Source organism: Telluria beijingensis (assembly GCF_030770395.1).
Taxonomy (GTDB): domain Bacteria; phylum Pseudomonadota; class Gammaproteobacteria; order Burkholderiales; family Burkholderiaceae_D; genus Telluria; species Telluria beijingensis.
Window position 1 is genome coordinate 3,058,012 of the sequence record NZ_CP132480.1, and the last position, 25,148, is coordinate 3,083,159.

Annotated in this window: 23 protein-coding genes; 4 read left to right on the plus strand and 19 right to left on the minus strand. The window is 65.4% G+C overall.

Going from position 1 to position 25,148, the window contains the following annotated elements; translation table 11 throughout:
- Positions 1–7: 7 nt before the first annotated feature.
- The gene (locus Q9246_RS13555) at positions 8–1,603 is read right to left on the minus strand and encodes a methyl-accepting chemotaxis protein (protein ID WP_306391092.1); all 1,596 of its coding nucleotides are present in this window, start codon (positions 1,601–1,603) and stop codon (positions 8–10) included.
- A gap of 291 nt (positions 1,604–1,894) precedes the next feature.
- Here Q9246_RS13555 and Q9246_RS13560 point away from each other — a divergent pair, with 291 nt between their 5' ends.
- On the plus strand, positions 1,895–3,061 hold the full coding sequence (locus Q9246_RS13560) for an IS4 family transposase (protein ID WP_306391093.1): 1,167 nt from the start codon (positions 1,895–1,897) through the stop codon (positions 3,059–3,061).
- A gap of 98 nt (positions 3,062–3,159) precedes the next feature.
- Here the strand turns inward: Q9246_RS13560 and clpA are convergent, their stop codons facing one another.
- Both clpA and clpS read right to left on the minus strand, forming a co-directional pair.
- A complete protein-coding gene (clpA, locus tag Q9246_RS13565; RefSeq protein ID WP_306391094.1) occupies positions 3,160–5,460 on the minus strand; it encodes an ATP-dependent Clp protease ATP-binding subunit ClpA in 2,301 nt (766 codons plus the stop codon).
- Positions 5,457–5,759 (minus strand): ATP-dependent Clp protease adapter ClpS, encoded by a 303-nt coding sequence (gene clpS / locus Q9246_RS13570; RefSeq protein ID WP_020653505.1) that lies wholly within the window; start codon positions 5,757–5,759, stop codon positions 5,457–5,459. Before clpS ends, clpA begins: the two co-directional genes overlap by 4 nt.
- Before the next feature lie 318 nt (positions 5,760–6,077).
- On the opposite strand from clpS, the gene cspE reads away from it, so the two are divergent.
- A complete protein-coding gene (gene cspE, locus Q9246_RS13575) occupies positions 6,078–6,281 on the plus strand; it encodes a transcription antiterminator/RNA stability regulator CspE (RefSeq protein ID WP_005669258.1) in 204 nt (67 codons plus the stop codon).
- 118 nt (positions 6,282–6,399) lie between these two features.
- Here cspE and Q9246_RS13580 read toward each other — a convergent pair whose 3' ends face one another.
- Both Q9246_RS13580 and icd read right to left on the minus strand, forming a co-directional pair.
- The gene (locus Q9246_RS13580) at positions 6,400–6,630 is read right to left on the minus strand and encodes a hypothetical protein (RefSeq protein ID WP_306391096.1); all 231 of its coding nucleotides are present in this window, start codon (positions 6,628–6,630) and stop codon (positions 6,400–6,402) included.
- A gap of 26 nt (positions 6,631–6,656) precedes the next feature.
- Positions 6,657–7,913: an NADP-dependent isocitrate dehydrogenase gene (icd, locus tag Q9246_RS13585; RefSeq protein ID WP_306398170.1), complete on the minus strand. Its 1,257-nt coding sequence runs from the start codon at positions 7,911–7,913 to the stop codon at positions 6,657–6,659.
- Positions 7,914–8,084: 171 nt separating this feature from the next.
- Between icd and Q9246_RS13590 the strand changes: the two genes are divergently transcribed.
- Entirely contained in the window at positions 8,085–8,630 is a 546-nt protein-coding gene (locus tag Q9246_RS13590) for a pseudouridine synthase (protein WP_306391097.1), read from the plus strand.
- A 53-nt stretch (positions 8,631–8,683) separates the two neighbouring features.
- On the opposite strand, the gene Q9246_RS13595 is transcribed toward Q9246_RS13590, so the two are convergent.
- Together Q9246_RS13595 and rpsT are read right to left on the minus strand one after the other, a co-directional pair.
- Positions 8,684–10,915 carry an NADP-dependent isocitrate dehydrogenase gene (locus Q9246_RS13595; protein WP_306391098.1) on the minus strand — a complete coding sequence of 744 codons (2,232 nt, stop codon included), beginning with the start codon at positions 10,913–10,915 and terminating at the stop codon, positions 8,684–8,686.
- Between the two features lie 387 nt (positions 10,916–11,302).
- Positions 11,303–11,569: a 30S ribosomal protein S20 gene (gene rpsT, locus Q9246_RS13600; RefSeq protein WP_005669248.1), complete on the minus strand. Its 267-nt coding sequence runs from the start codon at positions 11,567–11,569 to the stop codon at positions 11,303–11,305.
- A 259-nt stretch (positions 11,570–11,828) separates the two neighbouring features.
- Here rpsT and murJ point away from each other — a divergent pair, with 259 nt between their 5' ends.
- Positions 11,829–13,385 carry a murein biosynthesis integral membrane protein MurJ gene (gene murJ / locus Q9246_RS13605; RefSeq protein ID WP_306391099.1) on the plus strand — a complete coding sequence of 519 codons (1,557 nt, stop codon included), beginning with the start codon at positions 11,829–11,831 and terminating at the stop codon, positions 13,383–13,385.
- A 12-nt stretch (positions 13,386–13,397) separates the two neighbouring features.
- Here the strand turns inward: murJ and Q9246_RS13610 are convergent, their stop codons facing one another.
- Genes Q9246_RS13610 through Q9246_RS13665 form a run of 12 tightly spaced genes read right to left on the minus strand, consistent with a single transcriptional unit; the run spans position 13,398 to position 25,111 of the window.
- Positions 13,398–14,036 carry a redoxin domain-containing protein gene (locus Q9246_RS13610; protein WP_306391101.1) on the minus strand — a complete coding sequence of 213 codons (639 nt, stop codon included), beginning with the start codon at positions 14,034–14,036 and terminating at the stop codon, positions 13,398–13,400.
- Between the two features lie 22 nt (positions 14,037–14,058).
- Positions 14,059–16,161, minus strand: coding sequence for a protein-disulfide reductase DsbD family protein (locus Q9246_RS13615; protein ID WP_306391102.1), 2,103 nt, complete (start codon positions 16,159–16,161; stop codon positions 14,059–14,061).
- 47 nt (positions 16,162–16,208) lie between these two features.
- Positions 16,209–16,859: a type II secretion system protein gene (locus tag Q9246_RS13620; protein WP_306391103.1), complete on the minus strand. Its 651-nt coding sequence runs from the start codon at positions 16,857–16,859 to the stop codon at positions 16,209–16,211.
- Complete coding sequence (locus Q9246_RS13625) at positions 16,859–17,233, minus strand: type II secretion system protein (protein WP_306391105.1); 375 nt, start codon at positions 17,231–17,233, stop codon at positions 16,859–16,861. The genes Q9246_RS13620 and Q9246_RS13625 overlap by 1 nt, the downstream gene beginning before the upstream one ends.
- A gap of 5 nt (positions 17,234–17,238) precedes the next feature.
- On the minus strand, positions 17,239–17,718 hold the full coding sequence (locus tag Q9246_RS13630; RefSeq protein ID WP_306391106.1) for a type II secretion system protein: 480 nt from the start codon (positions 17,716–17,718) through the stop codon (positions 17,239–17,241).
- Positions 17,715–19,766 (minus strand): secretin N-terminal domain-containing protein, encoded by a 2,052-nt coding sequence (locus Q9246_RS13635; RefSeq protein WP_306391107.1) that lies wholly within the window; start codon positions 19,764–19,766, stop codon positions 17,715–17,717. The genes Q9246_RS13630 and Q9246_RS13635 overlap by 4 nt, the downstream gene beginning before the upstream one ends.
- Positions 19,766–20,305: a hypothetical protein gene (locus Q9246_RS13640; protein ID WP_306391108.1), complete on the minus strand. Its 540-nt coding sequence runs from the start codon at positions 20,303–20,305 to the stop codon at positions 19,766–19,768. The genes Q9246_RS13635 and Q9246_RS13640 overlap by 1 nt, the downstream gene beginning before the upstream one ends.
- Positions 20,302–20,862 (minus strand): hypothetical protein, encoded by a 561-nt coding sequence (locus tag Q9246_RS13645; protein WP_306391110.1) that lies wholly within the window; start codon positions 20,860–20,862, stop codon positions 20,302–20,304. Before Q9246_RS13645 ends, Q9246_RS13640 begins: the two co-directional genes overlap by 4 nt.
- The gene (locus Q9246_RS13650) at positions 20,859–21,404 is read right to left on the minus strand and encodes a PilN domain-containing protein (RefSeq protein ID WP_306391111.1); all 546 of its coding nucleotides are present in this window, start codon (positions 21,402–21,404) and stop codon (positions 20,859–20,861) included. The genes Q9246_RS13645 and Q9246_RS13650 overlap by 4 nt, the downstream gene beginning before the upstream one ends.
- Positions 21,401–22,228 carry a hypothetical protein gene (locus Q9246_RS13655; RefSeq protein WP_306391112.1) on the minus strand — a complete coding sequence of 276 codons (828 nt, stop codon included), beginning with the start codon at positions 22,226–22,228 and terminating at the stop codon, positions 21,401–21,403. The genes Q9246_RS13650 and Q9246_RS13655 overlap by 4 nt, the downstream gene beginning before the upstream one ends.
- Complete coding sequence (locus Q9246_RS13660; RefSeq protein WP_306391113.1) at positions 22,221–23,927, minus strand: GspE/PulE family protein; 1,707 nt, start codon at positions 23,925–23,927, stop codon at positions 22,221–22,223. Before Q9246_RS13660 ends, Q9246_RS13655 begins: the two co-directional genes overlap by 8 nt.
- Positions 23,924–25,111, minus strand: coding sequence for a type II secretion system F family protein (locus Q9246_RS13665; RefSeq protein ID WP_306391114.1), 1,188 nt, complete (start codon positions 25,109–25,111; stop codon positions 23,924–23,926). Before Q9246_RS13665 ends, Q9246_RS13660 begins: the two co-directional genes overlap by 4 nt.
- Between the last annotated feature and the right edge of the window lie 37 nt (positions 25,112–25,148).

Here is a 25,148-nt window from a genome sequence, read left to right on the forward strand (position 1 = left end):
CACATCGTCACGCGGCTTCGAGCAGGCGCTGGTGCGCTGGCGTCGGCGCCGGCAGGCTGCCGCGCAACTTGAAGGTCGCCACCAGCGCCGACAGCTCGGCGGCCTGCTGGCGCATCGAGCTTGCCGCCGCCGCGGCTTCTTCGACCATCGCCGCGTTCTGCTGGGTCGACAGGTCGATCTCGGCCATGGCGCGGCTCACTTGCGTGACGCCGTCGGCCTGGCCGGCGCTGGCGGTGTGGATCTGGCCCAGGATGCCGGCCACCTCGTGCACATGTTCCAGCATGGCGCGCATCGTCGAGCCGGCCGATTCGGCCATGCCGGTGCCGGCCTCGATCTCGCTCGACGAATCCTGGACCAGCTTCTTGATTTCCTTGGCCGCCCCGGCCGAGTGCTGGGCCAGGTTGCGCACCTCGGACGCCACCACGGCGAAACCGCGCCCTTCGCTGCCGGCGCGCGCCGCTTCCACCGCCGCGTTGAGCGCCAGGATATTGGTCTGGAAGGCGATGCTGTCGATCATGCCGGTGATGTCCACGATGCGCGCGGCCGAGGCCTTGATCGCGCCCATGCGCGCTACCAGCTGTTCAACCGCCCGCGCTCCTTCGGTCGCCACGCCGGACGCGGTCTGGGCCAGCGCATTGGCGTTCTTCGCGTTGGCGTTGTTGCTGGCGATCGCCTCGCTCAGTTCATCCATCGCGGCCACCGTCTGGCGCAGCGCGTCGGCCTGGCGCTCGGTGCGGGTCGACAGGTCCTGGTTGCCTTCGGCGATCTCGCTCGAGGCCGCATCGATCGCCTGGGCGCCCACCAGCACCTGCGACACGGTGCTCGAGACGCCATGGGTCATGCCGTTGAGGGCGTCGAACAGGCGCCCGATTTCGTCGCTGCGCTGGTGGCTGATGGTCGGCCGCAAGTCGCCCTTGGCCACCTGCTCGGCCAGTATGGCGGCCTGCTGCAGCGGCACCACCAGGTTGCGGCTGATCATCCAGGCCAGGCCGGCGCCGACCAGCAGCGCCGCGCCGCCCAGGCCCAGCAGCAGCATCTTGCTGAAGCTCGATGCGGCCGCCGAGGCGTCGGCCAGGCGGTGCGCCTCGCTGCTCTCATGGGCCAGCAAGGCTTCCAGTGCGCCGATCTTGGCTTTGTAGCCGGGTTCCCATCGGGTGGTGAGGATCTCTTCGACCAGGCCGGTCTGGCCCAGGTCCTTGGCCTTGAACAGCGCCTCCTGGACGGTGCCCAGCGCGGCCTTGTGGCGGGCGGCGTCCTGCAGCAAAGTGCGTTCGCCTTCCGAGATCGGCAGCTTGCCCAGCCGGGCTTCGATGGCGGCGATGTTCTTGCGGCCTTCGGCCAGCTGGGCCTGGAAATAGTCGGCCAGCTCGAGGCTGTCGCTGCGCGCGATCGAGACGGTGCGCGAACCGTTCAGGCGCTCGATGCCGAGCAGGTCGGACACCAGCTGCTGCTTGGCCAGCTTGTCGTCGACCAGGTTGGAAGTGATGACATCGGCCGCATGCATGCGCCATACCGCGACGGCGGCGATGATCACGATGACGAGGGAGAGGATGCCGAAAGCGCCGATGAGCTTGGCGGAGGTGTTGAGCTGTGGGAGTCGCATTGGGAGTCCATGAGGGGGTGGGCCAACAATGCGGGTAGTGTAGAAATGTTATATGACAGGTGCGTGAACTCACATTTCAAGAAATAGCATTATTTAAACAGAAACTGAGTTTGCTTAATTGAAAGTAAAAAATCGCTAGTGACTGTTCTAACCGCCGGCCCAAAAACGTCATCCCCGCGCAGGCGCACTGCTGTCCGGGATAATTTGAGAGGAAATTGCTGGAAGGGTTGCAGGGACTGGTTTACCGGCGTATACCGGAGTCGCCAAACTCAAAAAACCAAACCCTGCAACATGTTCAGCATAACCACCTTTCACGAATTATTAAAGGGGTTGCCTCGCGCAACCTTCGACAAATTGGTCAATGCCCACAAGGGCGACAAATATGTGAAGCGCTTCGGCCATTGGGATCACCTGATCACGATGCTGTACGCTCAGATGAGCGAGGCGCCAGGTCTTCGTCCGCTCGAGGCCGGATTCAATAGTCATGTGTCTCACCTGTACCACCTGGGTACGAAGCCGATCAAGCGCTCCACACTAGCTGAAGCGAACAAGAACCGTTCGGATGCCGTTTTCAATGACGTTGCAGTAATGCTGATGGGCCAGGTTTCGGCCAAGTTACGCAGCGACAGCGCTGAGTTGATGTATCTGCTGGACTCGACATCCATCACGCTCAAAGGGCGTGAATTCGATCAGTGGACGTTGGCGAACCGCACTCGCAATACACAGGGAATCAAGCTGCACATGTTGCTCGATGCGCATTCGCAGGTGCCGCACTGGCACCGATTCAGCGCAGCAAACGTCAATGACGTTGAGCTGGCATCGGACGTGCCGCTGAGAGAGGGCGCCTTGTACGTCTTCGACAAGGGCTACTGCAGTTACAGCTGGTGGCACAGGATCGACAAGGCTGGAGCACGATTTGTTACCCGATTCAAGAGCAATGCCAGCTTGGCTTGCCTGGAGCAACGCGCGATCCCGGCCGATGCAGCTTCGGTGATTCTCAGTGACGAGATTGTTCAGCTCAAGAACCGCAACCCTGGCGGTGGCCGGCGAAATCCCTATGTCGCGCCGTTACGTCGTATCACGGTAGCACGTCCAGACAAGCCCACGTCGATGGAGATCGCCACCAATGACCTGACGAGTCCAGCACTGGAAATTGCCCAGCGCTACAAGGACCGCTGGGGCATCGAGTTGTTCTTCAAATGGATCAAGCAGCACTTGAAGATCAAAAAGTTCTTGGGACGAAGCGAGAACGCCGTACGTATCCAGATTCTTACCGCGTTGATTAGCTACTTGCTACTGGCGCTGTATAAGCATCGCAACGCGATGACAGGGTCTCTCTGGGACTGTCTCGCCGTAGTGCGAGCCACGTTGTTTCAGCGCGTAGCAACTGAGAACTACTACAAGAAAAAGAGGCAGCGGCAACTACAAATTGCCGCATGCCAGCTCAGTTTGATCTAAGTGACCGTGTCAAGAAAATTATTCCGGACAGCAGTGCGCGCAGGCGGGGATGACGGTTTGTTACAGCTAACTACCTTGCAGTAGCTATACGACCGTGCTTACTCGATCTCGACCGTTTCGGCCGGCGCCGGCGGCGGCAATGCGTCGCCTTCCGGGAACTCGAGGACCACATCGTCCTTCTCGTTCAAATCGACCGTCACGCGGCCGCCGTTGGTCAGGCGACCGAACAGCAGCTCGTCGGCCAGCGCCTTGCGGATCATGTCCTGGATCAGGCGCGACATCGGACGCGCACCCATCGCCGGATCGAAGCCCTTGGTGCCGAGGAACTTGCGCAGCTTCTCGGTGAACACCGCTTCGACTTTCTTCTCGTGCAGCTGCTCTTCGAGCTGCATCAGGAACTTGTCGACGACGCGCAGGATGATGTCTTCGTCCAGCGCGCGGAAGCTGATGATCGCGTCCAGGCGGTTACGGAACTCCGGCGTGAACATGCGCTTGATGTCGGCCATCTCGTCGCCGGTCGCGCGCGAATCCACGAAGCCCAGCGAGCGCTTGGTCAGGCTCTCGGCGCCCGCATTGGTGGTCATGATGATGATCACGTTGCGGAAGTCCGCCTTGCGGCCGTTGTTGTCGGTCAGCGTGCCATGGTCCATCACCTGCAGCAGGATGTTGAAGATGTCCGGATGGGCCTTCTCGATCTCGTCCAGCAGCAGCACGGTGTGCGGCTTCTTGGTGATGGCCTCGGTCAGCAAACCACCCTGGTCGAAGCCGACATAGCCCGGCGGCGCGCCGATCAGGCGCGACACGGCGTGGCGCTCCATGTACTCGGACATGTCGAAGCGCACCAGCTCGATGCCCAGGATGAAGGCCAGCTGTTTCGCCACCTCGGTCTTGCCGACGCCGGTCGGACCCGAGAACAGGAAGGAGCCGATCGGCTTGTCGGTCTTGCCGAGGCCGGCGCGCGCCATCTTGATCGCTGCCGACAGCGCCTCGATCGCGGGATCCTGCCCGAACACGACGTTGCGCAGGTCGCGGTCGATCGTCTGCAGCTTGCTGCGGTCGTCCTGGTTGACCGTCTGCGGGGGAATCCGCGCGATCTTCGCGATGATGTCCTCGATCTCGGTCTTGCCGATGGTTTTCTTTTGCTTCGACTTCGGCAGGATGCGCTGCGCGGCGCCCGCCTCGTCGATGACGTCGATCGCCTTGTCTGGCAGGTGACGGTCGTTGATGAAGCGCGCCGCCAGTTCGGCCGCGGTCGACAGCGCCGACGCCGAATACTTGACGCCGTGGTGCTCTTCGAAGCGCGACTTCAGGCCGCGCAGGATCGCCACGGTCTGCTCGACCGACGGTTCGTTGACGTCGACCTTCTGGAACCGGCGCGACAGCGCATGGTCTTTCTCGAACACGCCACGGAACTCGGTGAACGTGGTCGCGCCGATGCACTTCAGTTGGCCATTGGCCAGGGCCGGCTTGAGCAGGTTCGACGCGTCGAGCGTGCCGCCCGAGGCCGAACCGGCGCCGATGATCGTGTGGATCTCGTCGATGAACAGGATGCCGTTCGGCGTATCCTTGATCTGCTTGAGCACGGCCTTCAGGCGCTGCTCGAAATCGCCGCGGTACTTGGTGCCGGCCAGCAGCGCGCCCATGTCGAGCGAGAACACGACGGCGTTCTGCAGGATCTCGGGCACATCCTCTTGCACGATGCGCCAGGCCAGGCCTTCGGCGATCGCGGTCTTGCCGACACCGGCCTCGCCCACCAGCAGCGGGTTGTTCTTGCGGCGGCGGCACAGGATCTGGATCACGCGGTCGACTTCTTCTTCACGGCCGATCAGCGGATCGATCTTGCCGTCGGCGGCGGCCTTGTTCAGGTTCTGGGTGAACTGATCGAGCGGCGACTCCTTGGCCTGGCCTTCGACCTGCGCTTCTTCCACGCCTTCGGACGCCTTCTGGGTGTCCATCTGCTGGTCCTTGCGCACGCCGTGCGAAATGAAATTGACGACGTCCAGGCGCGTCACGCCCTGCTGGTGCAGGTAGTAGACGGCATGCGAATCCTTCTCGCCGAAGATCGCGACCAGCACATTGGCGCCGGTGACTTCTTTCTTGCCGTTCGACGCCGACTGCACGTGCATGATCGCGCGCTGGATCACGCGCTGGAAACCGAGCGTCGGCTGGGTGTCGACCTCGCCCGTGCCGGGCACGGTCGGGGTGTTATCACCGATAAAATTAGTCAAGGTCTTGCGCAGGTCTTCGATATTGACCGCGCACGCACGCAGGACTTCGGCGGCCGATGGGTTGTCGAGTAGCGCGAGCAGCAGGTGTTCCACGGTGATGAACTCGTGGCGTGCCTGTCGTGCTTCGACAAAGGCCATGTGTAGGGATACTTCAAGTTCCTGCGCAATCATACTTCCTCCATCACGCACTGCAGGGGGTGCCCGGCCTTGCGCGCATGCGTTAAGACAAACTCCACTTTGGTACACGCTATATCTTTGGAAAACACCCCACACACCCCTTTACCATGACGGTGAACAGAGAGCATGATCTGGGTTGCGGTCTCGCGATCCTTGTTGAAATACTCCTGGATCACGGCGACCACGAACTCCATCGGCGTGTAGTCATCGTTCAGCAGCGCCACCTGGTATAGCGGAGGCGGTTTGACGGTCTGCCGCTCAAGCAGTTGTTCAGTATCGTGCTTCGTTGCCATGGGGTTATTCTAATACTTCCGCGGTTGGTGCCAAGCGTAAACATCAGCTCGTTTTCTGGTGCTTCCATCTTACGCGTTTTCAGATATTTGCGCAGATGGCGTTCCGATTGAGGAAATCAAGACCGTGGATGGGTTACGCTGGAAATATTTGGCAATAGGCACGCAAAAGCGCTTGACTTCAGTGATTATTCCACCAACAATGCAGTTATTGACATTGTACTTATGTACTTGTTGATAAGAAGTGAGCAGGCTGAGGAGGGGGCAAGAAGCTTCTTGCTTTTATGGCTCGTGTGATTTGTTAAATTTGAAAGTTCTTTTATGGCAACTGGTACTGTTAAGTGGTTCAATGATTCCAAAGGCTTTGGCTTCATCACTCCTGATGACGGCGGCGAGGATCTGTTCGCTCACTTCTCCGCGATCAACATGAACGGTTTTAAGACCCTCAAAGAAGGTCAAAAAGTCCAATTCGAAGTCACGCAAGGCCCTAAAGGCAAGCAAGCTTCCAATATCCAGGGTCTGTAATCTTTCCCCTCCCGGAAGCAAGGAACCCCGCAACTGCGGGGTTTTTTTTCGCCCGTCAAGCATGCGTCCAGCCGCTATCCTGCACGAAGACCCGCAAGTCGGCCAGGATGGCGCCAAGCTATTCCTCGTCGACCGCGTCCGGCAAGCCTTCCGCACTGGCATGCTTGAGCCCCTCCATCGCCTCGTCGAAACGGCGCACCAGCGCCGCCGCCCGTTCCGAATCATCGGGCGCCAGTGCTCCCGCCGCCACCGCCGCGCGCAACTTCTCCGGATCGGCATGGCGCTTGACCCCATAGATGAAGCGCCCGATTTTCTCGTAATGCTGCTGGGTGATCGATTCTTCGCTCATGCCGTCTCCTGGTACGCGATGAACGACTATCCCATATTTTCGATCATGACGTCGCCGAATCCCGAGCATGACACCTGGGTCGCGCCTTCCATCAGGCGCGCGAAATCGTACGTCACCTTTTTCGATACGATCGCCCGGCCCATGGCCGCGATGACCAGGTCGGCCGCCTCGCTCCAGCCCATATGGCGCAACATCATTTCGGCCGACAGGATCAGCGAACCCGGATTCACGTAATCCTTGCCCGCGTATTTCGGCGCCGTACCGTGGGTCGCCTCGAACACCGCCACCGAATCCGACATATTCGCGCCCGGCGCGATGCCGATGCCGCCGACCTGGGCCGCCAGCGCATCCGAGATATAGTCGCCATTCAGGTTGAGGGTCGCGATCACGCTGTATTCGGCGGGCCGCAGCAGGATTTGCTGCAGGAAGGCGTCGGCAATCGAATCCTTGATCATGATGTCGCGTCCGGTCTTCGGATTCTTCACCCTGCACCACGGACCGCCGTCGAACAGCTCGGCGCCAAATTCCTTTTGCGCCAGCGCGTAACCCCAGTCGCGGAAAGCGCCTTCGGTATATTTCATGATATTGCCCTTGTGGACCAGGGTCACCGATGGCTTGTCATGGTCGATCGCATACTGGATCGCCTTGCGCACCAGGCGCTCGGTCCCTTCGCGCGAGACCGGCTTGATGCCCAGGCCCGAGGTCTCGGGGAAGCGGATCTTGCTGACGCCCATTTCCTCGGCCAGGAAGGCGATCAGCTTGCGCGCGCCTTCCGAACCGGCCTGGTATTCGATGCCGGCATAGATGTCTTCGGAGTTTTCGCGGAAGATCACCATATCGGTCCTTTCCGGCTGCTTGAGCGGCGACGGCACGCCGGTGAAATAACGCACCGGGCGCAGGCACACATACAGGTCGAGCTCCTGGCGCAGCGCGACATTGAGCGAACGGATGCCGCCGCCGACCGGCGTCGTCAGCGGGCCCTTGATCGAGACCACGTAATCCTTCAGCACCTCGAGCGTCTCGCCCGGCAGCCAGGTGTCCGCGCCGTAGCGCCGGGTCGCCTTCTCGCCGGCAAAGATCTCCATCCAGCGGATCTTGCGCGCGCCGCCATAGGCTTTCTCCACCGCGGCGTCGACCACCTTGATCATGACGGGCGTGACGTCCACGCCGGTGCCATCGCCCTCGATATAGGGAATGACCGGGTTATCCGGGACGTTCAGGGTGAAATCGGCGTTGACGGTGATCTTGCTGCCGTCGGCCGGGACGGTGATATGCTGGTACATCGCGTGTTCTCCCAGGTGGGCGGCGGTCGGCAGGACGAACTCGATTACAATATTGCCCCGATTCGCCTGCATGCCGCCAGTCCTCTATAAGACATAAGATGGTGTGCGTTTTATCATGCCTCAGTATTCTGCCATATCGGCACGCTATTGACCTGAAGCCCTCCCATATCGATGCCCCTGATTCTCTTCAATAAACCGTTCCAGGTCCTGTGCCAGTTCTCGCCACAGGAAGGCCGTGAATCGCTGGCCGATTACCTGGACATTCCCGGCATTTATCCCGCCGGCCGGCTGGACGCCGACAGCGAGGGCCTGATGCTGCTGACCGACGACGGCAAGCTGCAGCACAAGATCGCCCATCCCGACCACAAGGAAGCCAAGACCTACCTGGTGCAGGTGGATGGCGTGCCCGAAGCCGCCGCGCTGGCGCGCCTGCAGGCGCCGCTCGACCTGGGCGATTTCGTCACGAAACCGTGCCGCGCCGTGCGCATCGCCGAGCCCGAATGGCTGTGGCCACGCAACCCGCCGATCCGCACGCGCCAGGACCAGCCGACGGCCTGGATCGCGATCACGCTGGAAGAAGGCAAGAACCGCCAGGTGCGCCGGATGACGGCGGCGGTGGGCCACCCTACCCTGCGCCTGGTGCGCAGCAGTATCGGGCCGTTTTCATTGGCGACGCATCCATTGATGCCCGGCGAATACACCGAAGTCAGGATGTAAAAAAACCCGCCGACCTTTACGGTACGGCGGGTTTTTTCATGGGCGTTTCAACTTCAGGCCAGCGATTCGAGCGCAGCGTTGAAGGTCGCGCTCGGACGCATCACGGCGCCCACCTTGGCTTCGTCCAGCTTGTAGTAACCGCCGATGTCGGCCGGCTTGCCCTGCACTTCGAGCAGTTCGGCGACGATCCTGGCTTCGTTCTCGGTCAGCTGCTTGGCCAGCGGCGCGAACTTGGCGGCCAGGTCGGCATCCTCGGTTTGCGCGGCCAGTTCCTGGGCCCAGTACATCGACAGGTAGAACTGGCTGCCGCGGTTGTCGAGTTCGCCGGTCTTCGGCGATGGCGACTTGCGGTTGTCCAGCAGCTTGCCGGTGGCCGCGTCCAGGGTCTTGGCCAGCACCTTGGCCTTGTTGTTGCCGGTCTTGATGCCGAGGTCTTCCAGCGAGACGGCCAGGGCCAGGAACTCGCCCAGCGAATCCCAGCGCAGGTGGTTTTCCTCGACCAGCTGCTGCACGTGCTTCGGCGCCGAACCGCCGGCGCCGGTTTCGTACATGCCGCCACCGGCCATCAGCGGCACGATCGACAGCATCTTGGCGCTGGTGCCCAGTTCCATGATCGGGAACAGGTCGGTCAGGTAGTCGCGCAGGATGTTGCCGGTCACGGAGATGGTGTCCAGGCCGCGCGAGACGCGCTCCAGGGTGTAGCGCATCGCGCGCACCTGCGACATGATCTGGATGTCCAGGCCGCTGGTGTCGTGATCCTTCAGGTAGACCTTGACCTTCTTGATCAGTTCATTCTCGTGCGGACGGTATGGGTCGAGCCAGAACACGGCCGGCATGCCCGAGTTGCGGGCGCGGGTCACGGCCAGCTTGACCCAGTCGCGGATCGGCGCGTCCTTGACCTGGCACATGCGCCAGATATCGCCCTGCTCGACGTTTTGCGACATCAAGACTTCGCCGGTGGCGAGGTCGGTAATGTTGGCCACGCCGTCTTCCTGGATCTCGAAGGTCTTGTCGTGCGAGCCGTATTCCTCGGCCTGCTGGGCCATCAGGCCGACGTTCGGGACGGTGCCCATGGTCTTCGGATCGAAGGCGCCATGCCATTTGCAGAAGTTGATGATCTCCTGGTAGATGCGGGCGAAGGTGCTTTCCGGGATGACGGCCTTGACTTCCTTCAGGCGGCCATCGGCGCCGTACATCTTGCCGCCGGCGCGGATCATGGCAGGCATCGACGCGTCGACGATCACGTCATTCGGCGAGTGGAAGTTGGTGATGCCCTTGGCCGAGTCGACCATGGCCAGCTCTGGACGGTGTTCCTGGCAGGCGTGCAGGTCGCGGATGATTTCTTCGCGCTGCGACGACGGCAGGTCGGCGATCTTGTTGTACAGGTCGGCCATGCCGTTGTTGACGTTGATGCCGAGGCTGTCGAACAGGGCGCCGTGCTTTTCGAACGCCTCCTTGTAGAACATGCGCACGCAGTGGCCGAACACGATCGGGTGCGAGACCTTCATCATGGTCGCCTTGACGTGCAGCGAGAACAGCATGCCGGTCTGGTGCGCGTCTTCGATCTGGGCTTCGTAGAAGGCCAGCAGGGCCTTGCGCCTCATGAACATCGAATCGATGATCTCGCCGGCCTGCAGGGCGACCTTCGGCTTCAGGACGATGGTCTGGCCGCTCTTGGTCACCAGTTCCATCTTGACTTCACGGGCGGCATCGAGGGTCATCGATTTCTCGCCGTGGTAGAAGTCGCCGCCGGTCATGTGCGACACGTGGGTGCGCGAAGCCTGCGACCATGCCTGCATCGAGTGCGGGTTCTTGCGTGCGTATTCCTTGACGGCGCGCGGCGCGCGGCGGTCCGAGTTACCTTCGCGCAGGACCGGGTTCACGGCCGAGCCGATGCACTTGCCGTACTTGGCCTTGATGGTTTTTTCTTCGTCGGTCTTCGGATCGGCCGGATAGTCGGGGATGTTGTAGCCCTTTTCCTGCAGTTCCTTGATCGCGGTGGTCAGCTGGGTGACCGAAGCGCTGATGTTCGGCAGCTTGATGATGTTCGCTTCCGGCGTGAGCGTCTTCTGGCCCAGGTCGGCCAGGGCGTCGGGAACGCGCTGTTCCGGGGTCAGGTTCTCCGGGAAGGCAGCCAGGATACGGGCTGCGACCGAGATGTCGCTGGCCTCGACATTGATGCCGGCCGGCTTGGTGAAGGTGCTGACCACGGGCAGGAAGGCGTGGGTCGCCAGCAGCGGCGCCTCGTCGGTCAGGGTGTAGATGATGGTCTGATCACTGCTCATGCACATTTTCCTCGGTAATCGCGAACGTCGTCGCGAGTATAAAACTGACAATTGGCCACAGGGCAAGACCCTGGCGCTCCGCCTTGGCGCACCGCGCTGATGCCGGACATTCTACCCCTCCCGATCCCGGAATGGACAGATTGCAAAGGAGTGATGAGCCCCCTGAGTGATCCGCGGTCGCGCGCCGCAAGTCTTCTATAAGACATAAGACGCGCCATATTATGCCCGAGGTTTGGGCGCGATACCAGTTTTTAAGCGCTCGACAACCCTGGAGCATGAAGAGCGCCGCGCCAAGCAAAAAAACCCGCCAGGACCGAAGTCGGGCGGGTCTTTCCAACTGCACAGAACTTTGCCGTCGCAGCCCAGGGGCCGCGTCGCAAACGGCTATTAGGCCGACAGTGCCTTCAGGGCTGCAGCCAGGCGGCTCTTGTGACGTGCTGCCTTGTTCTTGTGGATGATTTTCTTGTCAGCGATGCTGTCGATCTTCGACACGGACTGCTGGAAGATGGTGGTCGCGGCAGCCTTGTCGCCAGCCTGGATGGCTTTGCGGACGGCCTTGATTGCGGTGCGCAGGGTCGAACGCTGCGACGAGTTGTGTGCGTTTTGCTTAACTGCTTGACGAGCGCGTTTGCGCGCTTGTGCGGTATTTGCCATGGAATTTCCTAAATCGGGGTCAAGTTGCGTTTGCAAACATTAGCGACTGTCAAACCGGCGCCTTGGCTTACCTAGCGGAGCCTGCCCAACGATTAGTGTCTGCTAACAGAATTCAGTACAGCCCATGATTATAGCGAAGGTTTCAATTCGGAGCAATTCATAATTCAGACATTGTCGGTTTACCGCCCTTTCGAGGGCGTTGTCCAATACGTCAAAACGACCCGAATCCAGACGAGTTGCCCAAGTATAATCTTGCGCCATGAACCTGCTCAGAACCCTCGCTGCCATCTCCAGCATGACGATGCTGTCGCGCGTCACCGGCCTGCTGCGCGAAAGCCTGTTCGCGCGCGCCTTCGGCGCCTCGGCCTACACCGACGCCTTCATCATCGCCTTCCGCCTGCCGAACCTGCTGCGCCGCCTGTTTGCCGAAGGCGCGTTCTCGCAAGCCTTCGTGCCGATCCTGTCGGAGTACAAGACGCAACATGGGGAACAGGCGACGAAAACCCTGGTCGACCACGTCGCCACCGCCCTGATCTGGGCCACGGTGCTGACCAGCATCGTCGGCATCGTCGGCGCCCCGCTCCTGATCACCATGCTGGCCGGCGACCTGCGCGAGACGCCCGGCGCCTACGACGCCTCGGTGATCATGACGCAAATGATGTTCCCCTACATCGCCTGCATGTCCTTCGTGGCCCTGGCCGGCGGCATCCTGAACACCTGGCGCCAGTTCAAGATTCCAGCCTTTACCCCTGTCCTGCTCAATCTTTCCTTCATCTTCGCCTCGCTGGTGCTGGTCAACTACCTGGAACAGCCGATCTATGCGATGGCGATCGCGGTCTGCGTCGGCGGCCTGCTGCAGGTGGCGATCCAGATTCCCTCGCTGGTGAAGATTGGCATGCTGCCGCGCATTTCCATCAACCCGATGCACGGCCTGCGCGACGCCGGCGTGCGGCGCATGCTGAGAAAGATGGGCCCGGCCGTGTTCGCGGTATCGGCGGCCCAGATCAGCCTCTTGATCAATACCGGCATCGCCGCCAGCCTGGCGGCCGGCGCCGTCTCGGCCCTGCAGTATGCCGACCGCCTGATGGAATTCCCAACCGCGATGCTGGGCGTGGCGCTGGGCACCATCCTGCTGCCGTCGCTGTCGAAAGCCAATAGCGAAGGCAATGCCGAAGAGTATGCGGCCCTGCTCAACTGGGGCCTGCGCCTGACCTTCCTGCTGGCCCTGCCGGCGGCGGTGGGCCTGGCAACGCTGGCCGAGCCGATGATCGCCACCCTGTTCCACTACGGTAAATTCGACGATGCGGCGCTGGCCAATTCGGCCATGCCCTTGATGGCCTACAGCGTCGGCCTGCTCGGCATCATCCTGGTGAAAATCCTGGCGCCGGCCTTCTATGCGCGCCAGGACGTCAAGACGCCGGTGCGCATCGCGATCATGGTGCTGTTCGCGACCCAGTTGATGAATTTGGTCTTCGTGTTCTGGCTCGGCCTGGGCGTGGCCGGCCTGGCGCTGTCGATCGGCCTGGGCGCCTGCATCAACGCCATCTGCCTGTACGTGGGCCTGCGCCGGCGCGGCATCTATGCGCCGCAGCCGGGCTGGTTGAAGTTCTTCATCAAGCTGGCCGTCGCGGTCAGCCTGATGGGGCTTCTCGCCTGGTTCGGCCAGGCGCAGTTCGACTGGGCGGCGATGAAGGCCACGCCGGCGCTGCGCATCGGCGCGCTGCTGGGCATCATCACGGCCTGCGCCTTCGCCTACTTCGCGGTGCTGGCCGTGCTGGGCTTCAGGCCGCGCGACTTCCGCCGCCGCGCAGCCTGAGATGGACCGCGATCAGGACTTGTACTTGACGTTGCAGCCGTAAGGGCGGGTCGTGGCTTGCGCCACGTTCTCGCCCTTGACCACCGCTTCCATCGCGGTCTTGAACAGCGGGCTGGCCTTCTCGATGTCTTCCAGCTTGGCCGACGCGATGCTGTCGATGCCGCCCGCGTAGCGCAGCACGCCCTTGGCGTCGATCACGTACATATGCGGCGTGGTGCGCGCGTCATACGCCTTGCCGACCGTTCCCTGCGGGTCGAGCAGCACCGCGGTCGGGGCGGCATTGCGGCTGGCGGTCAGCTCGTCGGCCTTCTTGCCGTCCACATGGCCCTGCTCTCCGGGCGCCGACGAGATCACGCTCAGCCACACCACGCCGGCATCCCTGGCCTGCTTCTGCAAGGCCGGGATATTCGCCTGGTAGTGCTTCTTCACGTAAGGGCAATCGTGGTTGGTCCATTCCAGCACCACGGTCTTGCCCTTGAAGTCGGACAGGCTGTGCTGCTTGCCCTTGCTGTCGACGGCGGTGAAGGCCGGCGCAGGCTGGCCGATGACGGGGGCGGCCAGTGCCGGCGCGGCGACGAGGAAACCGGCTGCCGCCAGGGCTGCGGCCGATGCGGTGGTGCGCAGCATGGCGCGACGAGAAGTACCGTTCATTGAGACATCTCCTTGTGAGTGATTACTGCTTGAGTGAATCGGTAACGATGGCCTGGGTCAGGACTGGCGGCAAGACCACCGGCCCCTTCCCGGCGGGATAGAACGCATAGAACGGCAGGCCATCGCGCCCGAACGATTGCAGGAAGGCTGTGATGGCGGGATCGCGGTTGGTCCAGTCGCCTTTCATGTAGACCACGCCGCCCTCCTGCATGGCCTGCTGGACGGCGGCGGTCGACAAGGTAGTGCGCTCGTTGACCAGGCAGGTGATGCACCAGGCGGCCGTCATGTTGACGAACACCGGCTTGCCTTCGGCGCGTAGAAGGGCCAGCCGTTCGGCGCTATAGGGTTCGGCCTGCGCGGATTGCGTCGATGCGGCCGCGGCCACCGGCTCGGCGCCATGCAGCACGACCATCAGGCCGGCGATCCCGGCCACGCCGGCCAGCGCCGCGCCGCGCGGCCACCAGGTCTTTTTCGCGCGGTGCTGGTGCAATCCGATCAGCCAGGCCACCAGCCCGACCAGCACCAGGCCGGCCAGCGCCATGCGCAACCCCGCCTCGCCCGCCTGCTGGGCCAGCACCCACAGCAGCCAGGCGGCGGTCGCATACATAGGGAAGGCCATCGCCTGGCGCAGGGTCACCATCCAGCCGCCCGGCCGCGGCAGGCGCCGGGCGATGGACGGGAAGATGCCCAGAAACAGGAAGGGCAAGGCCAGGCCGAGGCCCATCGTCGCGAACACAACCAGGCTGACGTAGGCAGGCGCCACCAGCGCCGACCCGATTGCCGCGCCCATGAACGGCGCGGTGCAGGGCGTGGCCACCACCACCGCCAGCAGGCCGGTAAAGAAGCTGCCGGCATGGCCCTTCTTTTGCGCCAGGTCCTGGCCGGCGCCGGCGAGCGTCCCGCCGATCTCGTACACGCCGGAGAGGTTCAGGCCGATCGCCAGCATCAGCCAGCACATCGCCGCCACGAACAGCGGCGACTGGAACTGGAAGCCCCAGCCGACGGCGCTGCCACCGGCGCGCACCGCCAGCAGGGCCAGGGCCAGCGCCATGAAGGCTGCCAGCACGCCGAGGGTGTAGAACACGCCGGACAGGCGCACCGCGCGCCGATCGCCACCCGACATGCCCGCCACCGCCGTGGCCTTGATCGCCAGGACAGGGAATACGCAGGGCATCAGGTTCAGGATCAGGCCACCCAGGAAGGCAAACAGTGCCATCTGCCATAACGGCAGCGTGGCCGGCGCCTCGGTCGTGGCCGCAGTCGCCGCTCCCGGCGTGAGTTCCAGCGCAAACCAGCGTTTCTGTCCGCCGCCATCCGTGATCGCCAGCAGGCCTGCGGACGGGCCGGGCGTGTAGCCCTGGCCTTTCGTCGTCGCCAGCGTGAGCCTGCCCTCCTCCACCTTCAGGAACTGCTCGGCGACGTGGTCGACGATGCCCCAGCTATCCGGGAAATACAGGGCCGATCGCACGGTCGCCGGCGCGATGCCCTCGCCCTCGACCGTCAAATGCAGGGTCGACTCGCCGGCGCTGACCGTGGCCTTCCACGGCGAGGCCTGCGGCTGGCGCGCATCGGCCGTCCTGAACGCGGCGCGAATCTCGTCGCTCGCATCGCGCGCGCTCGCCTCGACCGGCAACACCAGGCGGAACGTCCCTTCTTCGGGGATGCACTCCTTCTCGCACACCACCCAGTCGGCCTTCGCTTCGAGCACCAGTTCGCTGCCGGGCCGCGCATCCTGCGGCACCTTGAGCGTCATCGGGAACACGATCTCGTTCTCGTAACCGTAGCTGGCGACAGGGCCGATGATGAAGCGGTCGGGGCCCGGCCAGGCGATATCGCCGACCGTGGCGCCTTGCGGCGAGTTAAAGGTGATGCTGGGCGGCGAGCCGGCATCGCCGGGGTTCTTCCAATACGTATGCCAGTGCGGCGCCAGGCGCTGGCGCAGGCCGATGCGCAACTCCTGGCCCGGTGTGACGGCAGCGTATTCGCTGACCAGCGACACGGTGGCGCGAGGGCTTTGCTGCACATTGCTTTGCGCGGCCAGCGCCAGGCTCGACGTCGATACTAGCAGCAGCGCAGCGAAGAAGCCGTGCCAGGACCTCAGGGCAGTGTGTAAAGACAGGGGCATGCGATTGTCGGTAATGTGGGGCGGTCGTGCAAAAGTATCACGTTGCCTCACTCCCGATCAACCGCTTCGCCATCCTCTTCGGTCGGCGTCGGCGCTGCAGGTTCTTCCACCGCTTCCGGCTCGGGCTCGGGCTCGGGTTCCGGCGCCGGGGGTGGCGGAGGAAGAGGAACCGGCGGCGCCACCGGCGCATCCGGTGCCCCCGGCTGGGCCGGGACATTCGCCGGCGCCAGGCTGCGCTCGCCCGCGCTGAAGCGCCATTCCGAGATCTTCTCCTTGTTGTCCAGGCCCTTGAAGCGGCTGTCGAAGTTCGCGATCTTCAGCGGCCTGGCCTGCGACAGGCTGTGGAAGGCGACGATGCCGGTCTCGCCGCCGCCCAGGTAGACGATACCCCACTCGGCCTTGCCGGTCAGCGGATCGATGAACACCTTGCGCAGGTGGCGCCGCACGGCGGGCGAGCGCGGGTCCTTCAGCAACTCGGCCATCGATGGCGGATAAGGAGACGCGCCGCGCGGCGTGGCGGCGGCATAGCTGTCCAGCGCCGCGCTGAAGGCGGCGCCGATCTCCAGCAACTCTTCCTCGGCCGCCGCGCGCTGCAGGAGCGAGCCGACCTTGAGCGTGGCCGCGCCGACCAGGCCGACGATGGCCACGAACACGATCAGGCCCAGGTAAGTGAAACCAGCCTGGCGCCCGGCGCGCATCACCATTCCAGGTAGGGCCGCCCGCGCCGGTCGTTGCCCGGCGCGCCGCTGCGCAGGTTCGAGAAGCCGCCCTGCTCGCCCTCTTGCGGCGCTTCCAGGATCCAGGTCTCCCGGCTTTCGGTGACCGGGTCGAGCGGGATCTCGCGCAGGTATTTTTGCTCCACCAGCTGTTCCAGCGAGTCGGGATAGCGGCCGGTGTCCGAGCGGTACTGGTCGACCACGGCGCGCGTATTGCGCAGGTTGTCGGCCAGGATCGTCTCTTTCGCGCCGTCGATGCTGGGGAAGAAGCGCGGCACGGCGAGCGTCAGCAGCAGGGCCACGATGCCCAGCACCACCAGCAGTTCGATCAGCGTGAAGCCGCGCGCTTGTTTCATCCGGTTCACCATTTGTTGTACGGGATGCCGTTCAGGCCCACCCGCTCCGAGGTCGAGTACACATCGTAGACGTCGTCGCCCTCCCTCGGCTCGTCGGCTTCGCTTGCATAGCTGCGCTTGCCCCAGGTGGCGGCGTCCGACAGTTCAGGATCGGGATTGAACGGGTCGCGCGGCAGGCGCCGCAGGAAGAAGATCTTGGCCTGCTTCGGGCTGCGCAGGTCGGGCACGCCCTCGACCAGCAGTTCCAGGCGCTCCGGATAGCCGCTGGCATCGGCCGCCCTGGTCACGCGGCCCTCGTCGCCGGCCTTTTTATAAGCGTCCAGGCCGTGGCGGATCTCGCGCAGCGCGCGCCGCAACTCCTGCTCGTCGCGGCGCTGCACCGTGACCTCGGCCACCGGCAACACCAGGGTGCCCAGCAGCGCGAGGATGGCCAGCGTGACCAGCAATTCGATCAGCGTGAAGCCGCGGCCAGGCTGGATGGTCATCGCTGCGGGGGCGGCGGCGTGACGCCAGGCGGATAGGCGGTCGGCACGAACTCCGGCTCGGCGACGGGTTCCGGCGCCGTCGGTGCCGGTACGGGAAGCGGCGCGCCCGGCGGCGCCGATGGCGGCGAGCCCAGTTGCGGCGTCGCCGGCAGCGCCGACGGCGGCACCGAGAAGCTCGGCGTGGCTGGCGGCGGCGGCGCGACGGGCGTCGTCTCGACGGCCGGCGCCGGCGCCGGCAGCGACTGCGGCGGCGTGCGCACATTGGCGCCGCCTACCTGCACCCGCACCGCGTTGTCGGGACGGCGCCGGAAGCTGGCCTCGGTGCCGGCGCCGAATTCGGATGCCGCCGCCGTCGGCCGCTGCACCGCACGCACGATGCGCGGCGTGATCGACAGCACGATCTCGGTGCGGTCGCGCTGGTCGCGCTGGCTGCCGAACAGGCGGCCCACGATCGGCAGGTCGCCGATGCCCGGCACCTTGCTGCCGCTGCTGCGGTCTTCGTTGCTGATCAGGCCCGCCAGCACCTGGTTCTCGCCATCCTTGAGCTGCAGCACGGTATTGGCCGAGCGCGTGCCGATGCGGTAGGCCACGGTGCCGCTGCGGGTCTCTACCGACTCGCCCAGGCTGCTGACCTCGAGGCCGATCCGGATCGCCACCTCGTTGTTCAGGTAGATGATCGGTTCCACGTTCAGGGTCAGGCCGACGTCGATGTAGTTGATGTTCTCGGACGCGAAGCCGCCGATGCCGGACGACACGGTGGCCGAGATGTTCGGGATCTTGTCGCCGATGACGACTTTCGCCTTTTCCTTGTTGCGCACCCGGATGCGCGGATTGGCCAAGGTGTTGGTGTCGCCGTCGGTCTTGTTGGCATTGAGCCGGGCGCTGATGTCGCCCACCGTGATATTGCTGCTGTTGAAGGTGCGCAGGTCGTCGATCGTCAGCGGCAGGCCGCCCTGCGTCTGCAGCGGCGCGAACGACAGGTTGGTCGGCCACACGATTCCGAGGTCCATCACGCTGCTGCGCCGGATCTCGAGCACTTCGACGTCGAGCATGACCTCGGGCTCGGGCACGTCTTGCAATGCCACCAGCTGGGTGGCGATGCGGATCGCTTCCGGGTTGTCGCGCAGGATTACCAGGTTCAGCTTCTCGTCCACCACCACGTCGCGCGCCTTGAGGATGGTCTTGAAGGTGTTGGCGATAGCCTTGGCCTCGGCATTGGCCAGGAAGAAGGTCTTGACCGTCATCTCCTGGTACTCGCGCAGCTTGGCCGCCGTGTTCGGGTAGATCAGGACCGTGTTGCCGTCCATGACCTGGCGCTCGAGCTGGTTGGTCATCAACAGGTAGTACACCGCCGCCTCGACCGTGCTGTCCTTGAGGAAGATCGAAGTGCGCACGTCGGCCTTGACGTCCTTGTCGAAGATGAAGTTCAGGCCCGAGTGGCGCGCGATGACCTCGAACACCTGCTTGAGCGGGGCGTCGCGAAACTCCAGGCTGATCGGCTTGCGATAGCTTGCCGCCAGCGCCGCCTGCCCTTTCGGCGCGGCCGCCGCCTTCTCGTCGACCTCGAGCATCAACTGGCGCGCGGCCTCGTGCCCCGGACGCTCGGTGAGCACCGCCGCCAGCTTCTGGCGCGCCGTCTCCGGCTCGTCCTTCTCGAGGGCGGCCCTGGCGTCCAGGATCGCCGCCGCGTGGCGGCGCTCGGCCTCGACCTGGCGCAGGCCGGCGCGGGCGCGGTCGTTCACGGGGTCGATCGCCAGCACGCGCCGGAAGTCCTGGGTCGCGAGGTCGACCTGGCCGGCCGCCAGCGCGCGCTCGGCCTGGTCCACCAGGCGCGAGGTCGCATTGTCGCGCGCACGCAGCCAGGCCGCCCGGTAGACCGGGTTGTTCGGTTCCGACGCCAGCGCTTCCTGGTACTTGGCCAGGCCGGCGCCGACCTGGTCCTGGGCCACCAGCGCATTGCCTTCCTGGTAGGCGCGCTGCGCCGCGCAGCCTGCCAGCAGCAGCGGCAGCAAGGCCAGCGCCAGGTGGTGAATCCGGGTTCGCACCATCAGTCGAATACTCCAATATTGAGCTGCTGGGGTTGTTCCAGCGGCAGGTAGGTCAGGTTCAGCACCGGCGGACGGATCGCGTCCACGCGGTAGGTGCCGTCGATGGTGGCGCCATCGCGCACGAGATAGGTGCGCTCGCCGCGCGCCAGGTAGATTTCCCAGACGCCGTCCTGCAACGATTTGCCGAGATAGGTGAACGGCAGCGGCGGCGCGCTCGGCGGCGGCGGCGGTGGCAGCGGCTCGTTCGATGGCGGCGGCGGGGGCGGCGTCCAGTCATGACGCGCGAACAGGCTGTTTTCGCCTTCCCCGAAGCGGTCGCCGCTGGCGCCGATCAAGGTCTCGCGCGGGACCAGGCGCGCGATCGCGACCTCGGCGCCGTCCCTGGCGGACGGCGCTGGCGTGCGCACCGGGGCCGAGGGCGTGGCCGCGCTGCGCTCGACCGGCTCCGCCAGTCCATCGTCCGGCGCCTTGTCGCCGAACAGCACCAGGCCGGCGGCCAGCACCAGGGCCGCACCCAGGACGAGATGGCGCGGCTTCATGGCGAGCGTCCGTCGGCGAGATAGAACGTCAGGCGCAGGCGCGCCTCGACGCCGGCCTCGCCCACGCTGTCGCGGCGGAAGGCGACGTCGTCCAGCGAGGCATGCGGGATCGCGCGCAGCACGTCCATCGCGAATTCCCAGATCGCGCCATAACTGCCCTTGACCGGCAGGTTGACCTGGTAGGCGACGAGCTTCGCATTGCGGTCGTTCGTGGCCCGGTATTCTCCCTGGCGCAGCGCCAGGCCGTGGCGCTCGGCCAGCGCGAACACCTGCTTCAACTGGTGTTCGACGCCGCGCCGCTCGCCCAGAGCGGCATAGAAGTCGCGCAGGTTCTGGTCGCTGCTGGGCGGCGGCGCCGCAGGCAGGGGCCGTGGCGGCAGCGGCGTGCGCGCCGCCAGCCGCGCCGCCTCGTAGTCCTCGTTCAACTGCGCGCGCGCCGGCAACAAGGCCACTTGCGCGGCGGCGCCGGCCAGCAGCAGCGCCAGCACCAGCGCCACCAGCGGATCGATGCGCGCCAGCCGCAGGCGCGCGCGCAGCAGCAGGCCGGCCGGCTTCATGAGGCCTCCCACTGCACGCTGACCTGGAACCGCAGCGGGCGGTTCGGGTCCTGTTCCATCACCTCGTGGCGCAGCAGCACCACGCTGCTGAACCATTCTTCGGCCTGCAGGCGTGTGATATAGGCGAGCATCTCGTCGCTGGTGCGCGCCTCGGCGCTGATGCGCACCGTGCGCCGCTTGGCGTCCGGCTCCAGCGCCAGCAGCGCGATCGAGTTCGGCGTCGCTTCGCCCAGGGCCGCGGCCAGGTCGCGCCATGGCAGGTTCAGTTGCAGGATGGCGGCATTGACGGCGCCGGCCTGGCCGGGCGACACCGCGACCTTCGGCGCCGGCGGCGCGACGACCGGGGGCGGCGCGCTGCGCGCGGCCAGCGCCGCCTGCAGGTCGCGCAATTCTTCCTGCTGCTCGACGTATTGCCGGCCCATCAACAGCGCCGGGATGCACAGCGCCAGCACGCCGGGCACGGCATAGACCAGCGTCGGCGGCGCGCGGAACAATGTGCGGCGCAGGCTGGGCGGCGCGAAATCGATGCGGGTGCGCCTCATGCGGCTACTCCCGTGCGCGCCAGCCGCGCCAGTTCCGACCACTCGTCCTGCTGCTCGAGCAGGCTGCAGGCGAACTTCAGCCGCCCCGGGCTGCTGGCCCAGGCGCCTGGTGCGGCGCCGCTCAATTGCAGGCGCTCGGGCCGCGCGATGCCGACCCGCAGCGCTTCCCTTGCCACGTGGGACTCGAGCCAGTCGCGGTCGGCGCCGGGCGGAATCGGGCTGCTGCGCACCGCCGCCAGCTTGCGGCCTTCGTAGGCGGCCAGCGACAGCACACCGCCGTGGACCAGGCCGAACCAGGCCCCTGGCCTGCGCTCGCGGCGCCAGGCGTTCAGGGCGGCGACGAATTGCGGGCCGATCTCGACCAGGTGGAAGCCGTGTTCGCGCGCCGCCGCCGCCAGCGCATCGAGCAGGGCCACGGGCGCCGCCGCGGCCAGGAAGGGGTCGACCGCATCCCAGTCGGCGCTGATCTTCCAGTCGGCGCCAGACGCGCCGAACAGGTGCTGGAAGCGCAGCGCGGCGGCCGCTTCCAGGTCGCCAATTCGGGTCGCGCCGGGCGGCGGCGCGACCTGCCACAGGCGCACCAGCTCGTCGGCCAGCACCACGCTCAACGACCAGCCCTTCACCGGCAGGTCGGCGAACAGCATGGGCAGGCCAAGCGCCAGCGCGTCGGGAGCGAACAGGTCGAGCGGCTGCTCGGACAGGGCCAGCGGCGCGCCACCGAACAGGCGGCTGGTCTTGACCAGGGCCAGGCCGTTGGCGGCCACGCCCAGGCGCAGGGCCTGTCCCAGGCGCGGCAAGGCCGGTCGAAAATGCAGTCTAGGCATGCAGGGTCACCCGCTTGATCTCGTCGATCGTGGTGGCGCCGCGCCGCACCAGGTCGAGCGCCGCCAGGCGCAGGCTGCGGGTGCCGTTGGCATGGGCCGCGGCCTTGATGCGGCGAATCGGCTGCTTGTCGACGATCAGTTCGCGGATCTCGTCGTTCAGGGTCAGGATCTCGGCGATCGAGCGGCGGCCCTTGTAACCGGTGCCGCGGCAGTCGCCGCAGCCTTTTCCGCGCATGAAGCTGAAGCCTTCGACTTCATTGCGCAGCAGGTGCACCGAGGCCAGCTCGTGGTCCGAGGGTTCGTAGCGCTCGGCGCAGCGCGGGCAGCACATGCGGATCAGGCGCTGGGCCCAGATGCCGTTCAGCGCCGAGACAAACGCATACGGGTCGATGCCCATGTGCGTAAAACGGCCGAACACGTCGAACACATTATTGGCGTGGACGGTGGTCAGCACCAGGTGGCCGGTCAGGGCCGACTGCACCGCGATCTCGGCGGTCTCGCGGTCGCGGATCTCGCCGACCATGATTTTATCGGGGTCGTGGCGCAGGATCGAGCGCAGGCCCTTGGCGAAAGTCAGGCCCTTCTTTTCGTTGACCGGGATCTGCAGGATGCCGGGCAGCTGGTATTCGACCGGGTCTTCGATGGTGATAATCTTCTCGCGCCCGTTGTGGATCTCGGTCAGCGCCGCGTACAGGGTGGTGGTCTTGCCCGAGCCGGTGGGCCCGGTCACCAGCAGCATGCCATACGCTTCCTGGGCCAGCTGGCGCAAGGTCACCAGCGAAGGCGCGTCGAAGCCGAGCGCCTCCAGCGTGAGCGCGCCATAGGCCTCGATCATGGCGCGCTTGTCGAGGATACGGATCACCGCGTCCTCGCCGTGGATGCTGGGCATGATCGACACCCGCAAGTCGATGTCGCGCCCGCCCGCCTCGACCCGGAAGCTGCCGTCCTGCGGCACGCGCCGTTCGGCGATGTCGAGTTCGGCGAGCACCTTCAGGCGCGAGATGATGTGCTCGGCCAGTTCGATCCCGCCCACGGTGGCCGCATGATCGAGCACGCCGTCGACCCGGTACTTGACGGCCAGCCCGCCGGCCGTGCTTTCCAGGTGGATGTCCGAGGCGCCGGCCTTGAGCGCGTCGTACAGGGTCGAGTTGACCAGCTTGACGGCCGGGCTGCCGGCTTCCGACACCGAAGCGAACGACAGCTGGGTGGCGCTCTTGCCGTCGCGCCGCGCGTCCTGGGCGCCGCCCACCAGCGAGTCGACCGCGCGCGCGGATTCCTCCTGCTTGGACAGGTAGGCCTGGATGTCGGACTGCAGCGCCAGGCACAGGTCCAGCGGACGGCTGGCGCTGGCGCGCGCCTGGGCCCCGAGCCAGGTCTGCAGGTCGAGGTCGAAGGGATCGGCCAGTACCCCGGTCAGGCGCCCGTCGGGATGGCGCAGCAGCACGCAGTGGCGCGACAGCGCCTGGGCCAGCGGCAGCAGTTCGAAGGCCGGCGCCAGCGCCAGCATGGCGCCGGTTTCCATCACCGGCATCGCGAACGGCGCCGCCAGCGCATGCACCAGCGCGCGCGGGTCGCGCCCGGTGAGCGCCTCCAGCTCGGCCACCAGGCCGCGCCGCGAGGCGGCGGCGGCGGCGCGGGCGCGCAGCAGCAGCGCCGTGTCGAACGGCGCCACGTCGTCGATTGCCTGTGGCGCGCTCACGACATGTCTCCCGCCAGGTCGAAGATCGGCATGTACAGCAACACCACGATGGCGCCCACCACCAGGCCGATGGCGGCCATCAGGAGCGGCTCGAAGGTGCGCGTGAAGCGGTCGATCCAGCGCCCGATCTCGCCGTCGTAGAAGGCGGCCGACTGGGTCAGCATCGGCCCCATCTCGCCGGTGCGCTCGCCCACGCGCAGCATGCGCAGCGAGATGGGCGTGGTCAGGCCGTGCGCCTCGAAGGCGTTCGACAGCGGCTGGCCGGCCTCGATCGCGGCGCGCGCCGCGGCCAGGTTCCTGGCGAGGTGGTTCGAGACCATCGGCTGCACGGTCTCGATCGCGGCGACGATGGTGATGCCGCCTTCGGTCAGCATGCCGAGCGTCAGGTATAGCCGCGACAGCTCGTAGACGCGGGCCTTTTCGCCAATGCCCGGCAGGCGGGCCAGCAGGCGCGCCATGCCGCCGCTGCGCAGCAGGTGGCGCACGCCAGCGACGAGGCTAGCGACCAGCAGCGCGGCCGCGACCAGGATCGCCGTGCCGTGGCCGGCAGCGAACTGGCCCCAGTCGAGCAGCAGCTGCGACATCCACGGCAGGTCGCGCCCGGCGCCGTGGTAGACCTCGGCGAACTTCGGCACCACGTAGCCGATCAGGAAAGCGCTGACGCCGCCGCCGACCATCAGCAGGATCACCGGATAGATCGAGGCGCTGACGATTTTCGACCGCACGGTGTCGACCCGCTGCTGGTAGTCGATATAGCGCGCCAGCGCGCGCGGCAGGTCGCTGGTGCCTTCGGCGGCGCGCACGATGCCGACGTACAGCGGCGGGAACAGGGCCGGCTGCGCCGCCAGCACGCTGGAAAAACGCTTGCCCTCGCGCAGGCCGCCCAGCAGGCGTTCCAGCACGCCGCGGGTGGCGGGCGCGCCCTCTTTCTCGAGCAAAGCCTCGAGGCTTTCGACGATGCCCAGGCCGGCATTGAGCAGGGCCAGCAATTCCTGGCTGAACAGCACGAGAGAGAGCTTGCCGCCGCGCGGGCGCGCCAGCGCCGTCCCGCGCGCCGGCTCGACCGCGCTGACGAACAGGCCGCGCGCCTCGACCTGGCGGCGCGCGTCCTGGGCGTCGAGCGCGTCGACGACGAGGTTCGAGATCGACATATCGGGCGCGAGGGTGCGAACGGCGAACTGCATGGGATGTCCGGCGGGGTTGCGCTGCAACGAAATCGGC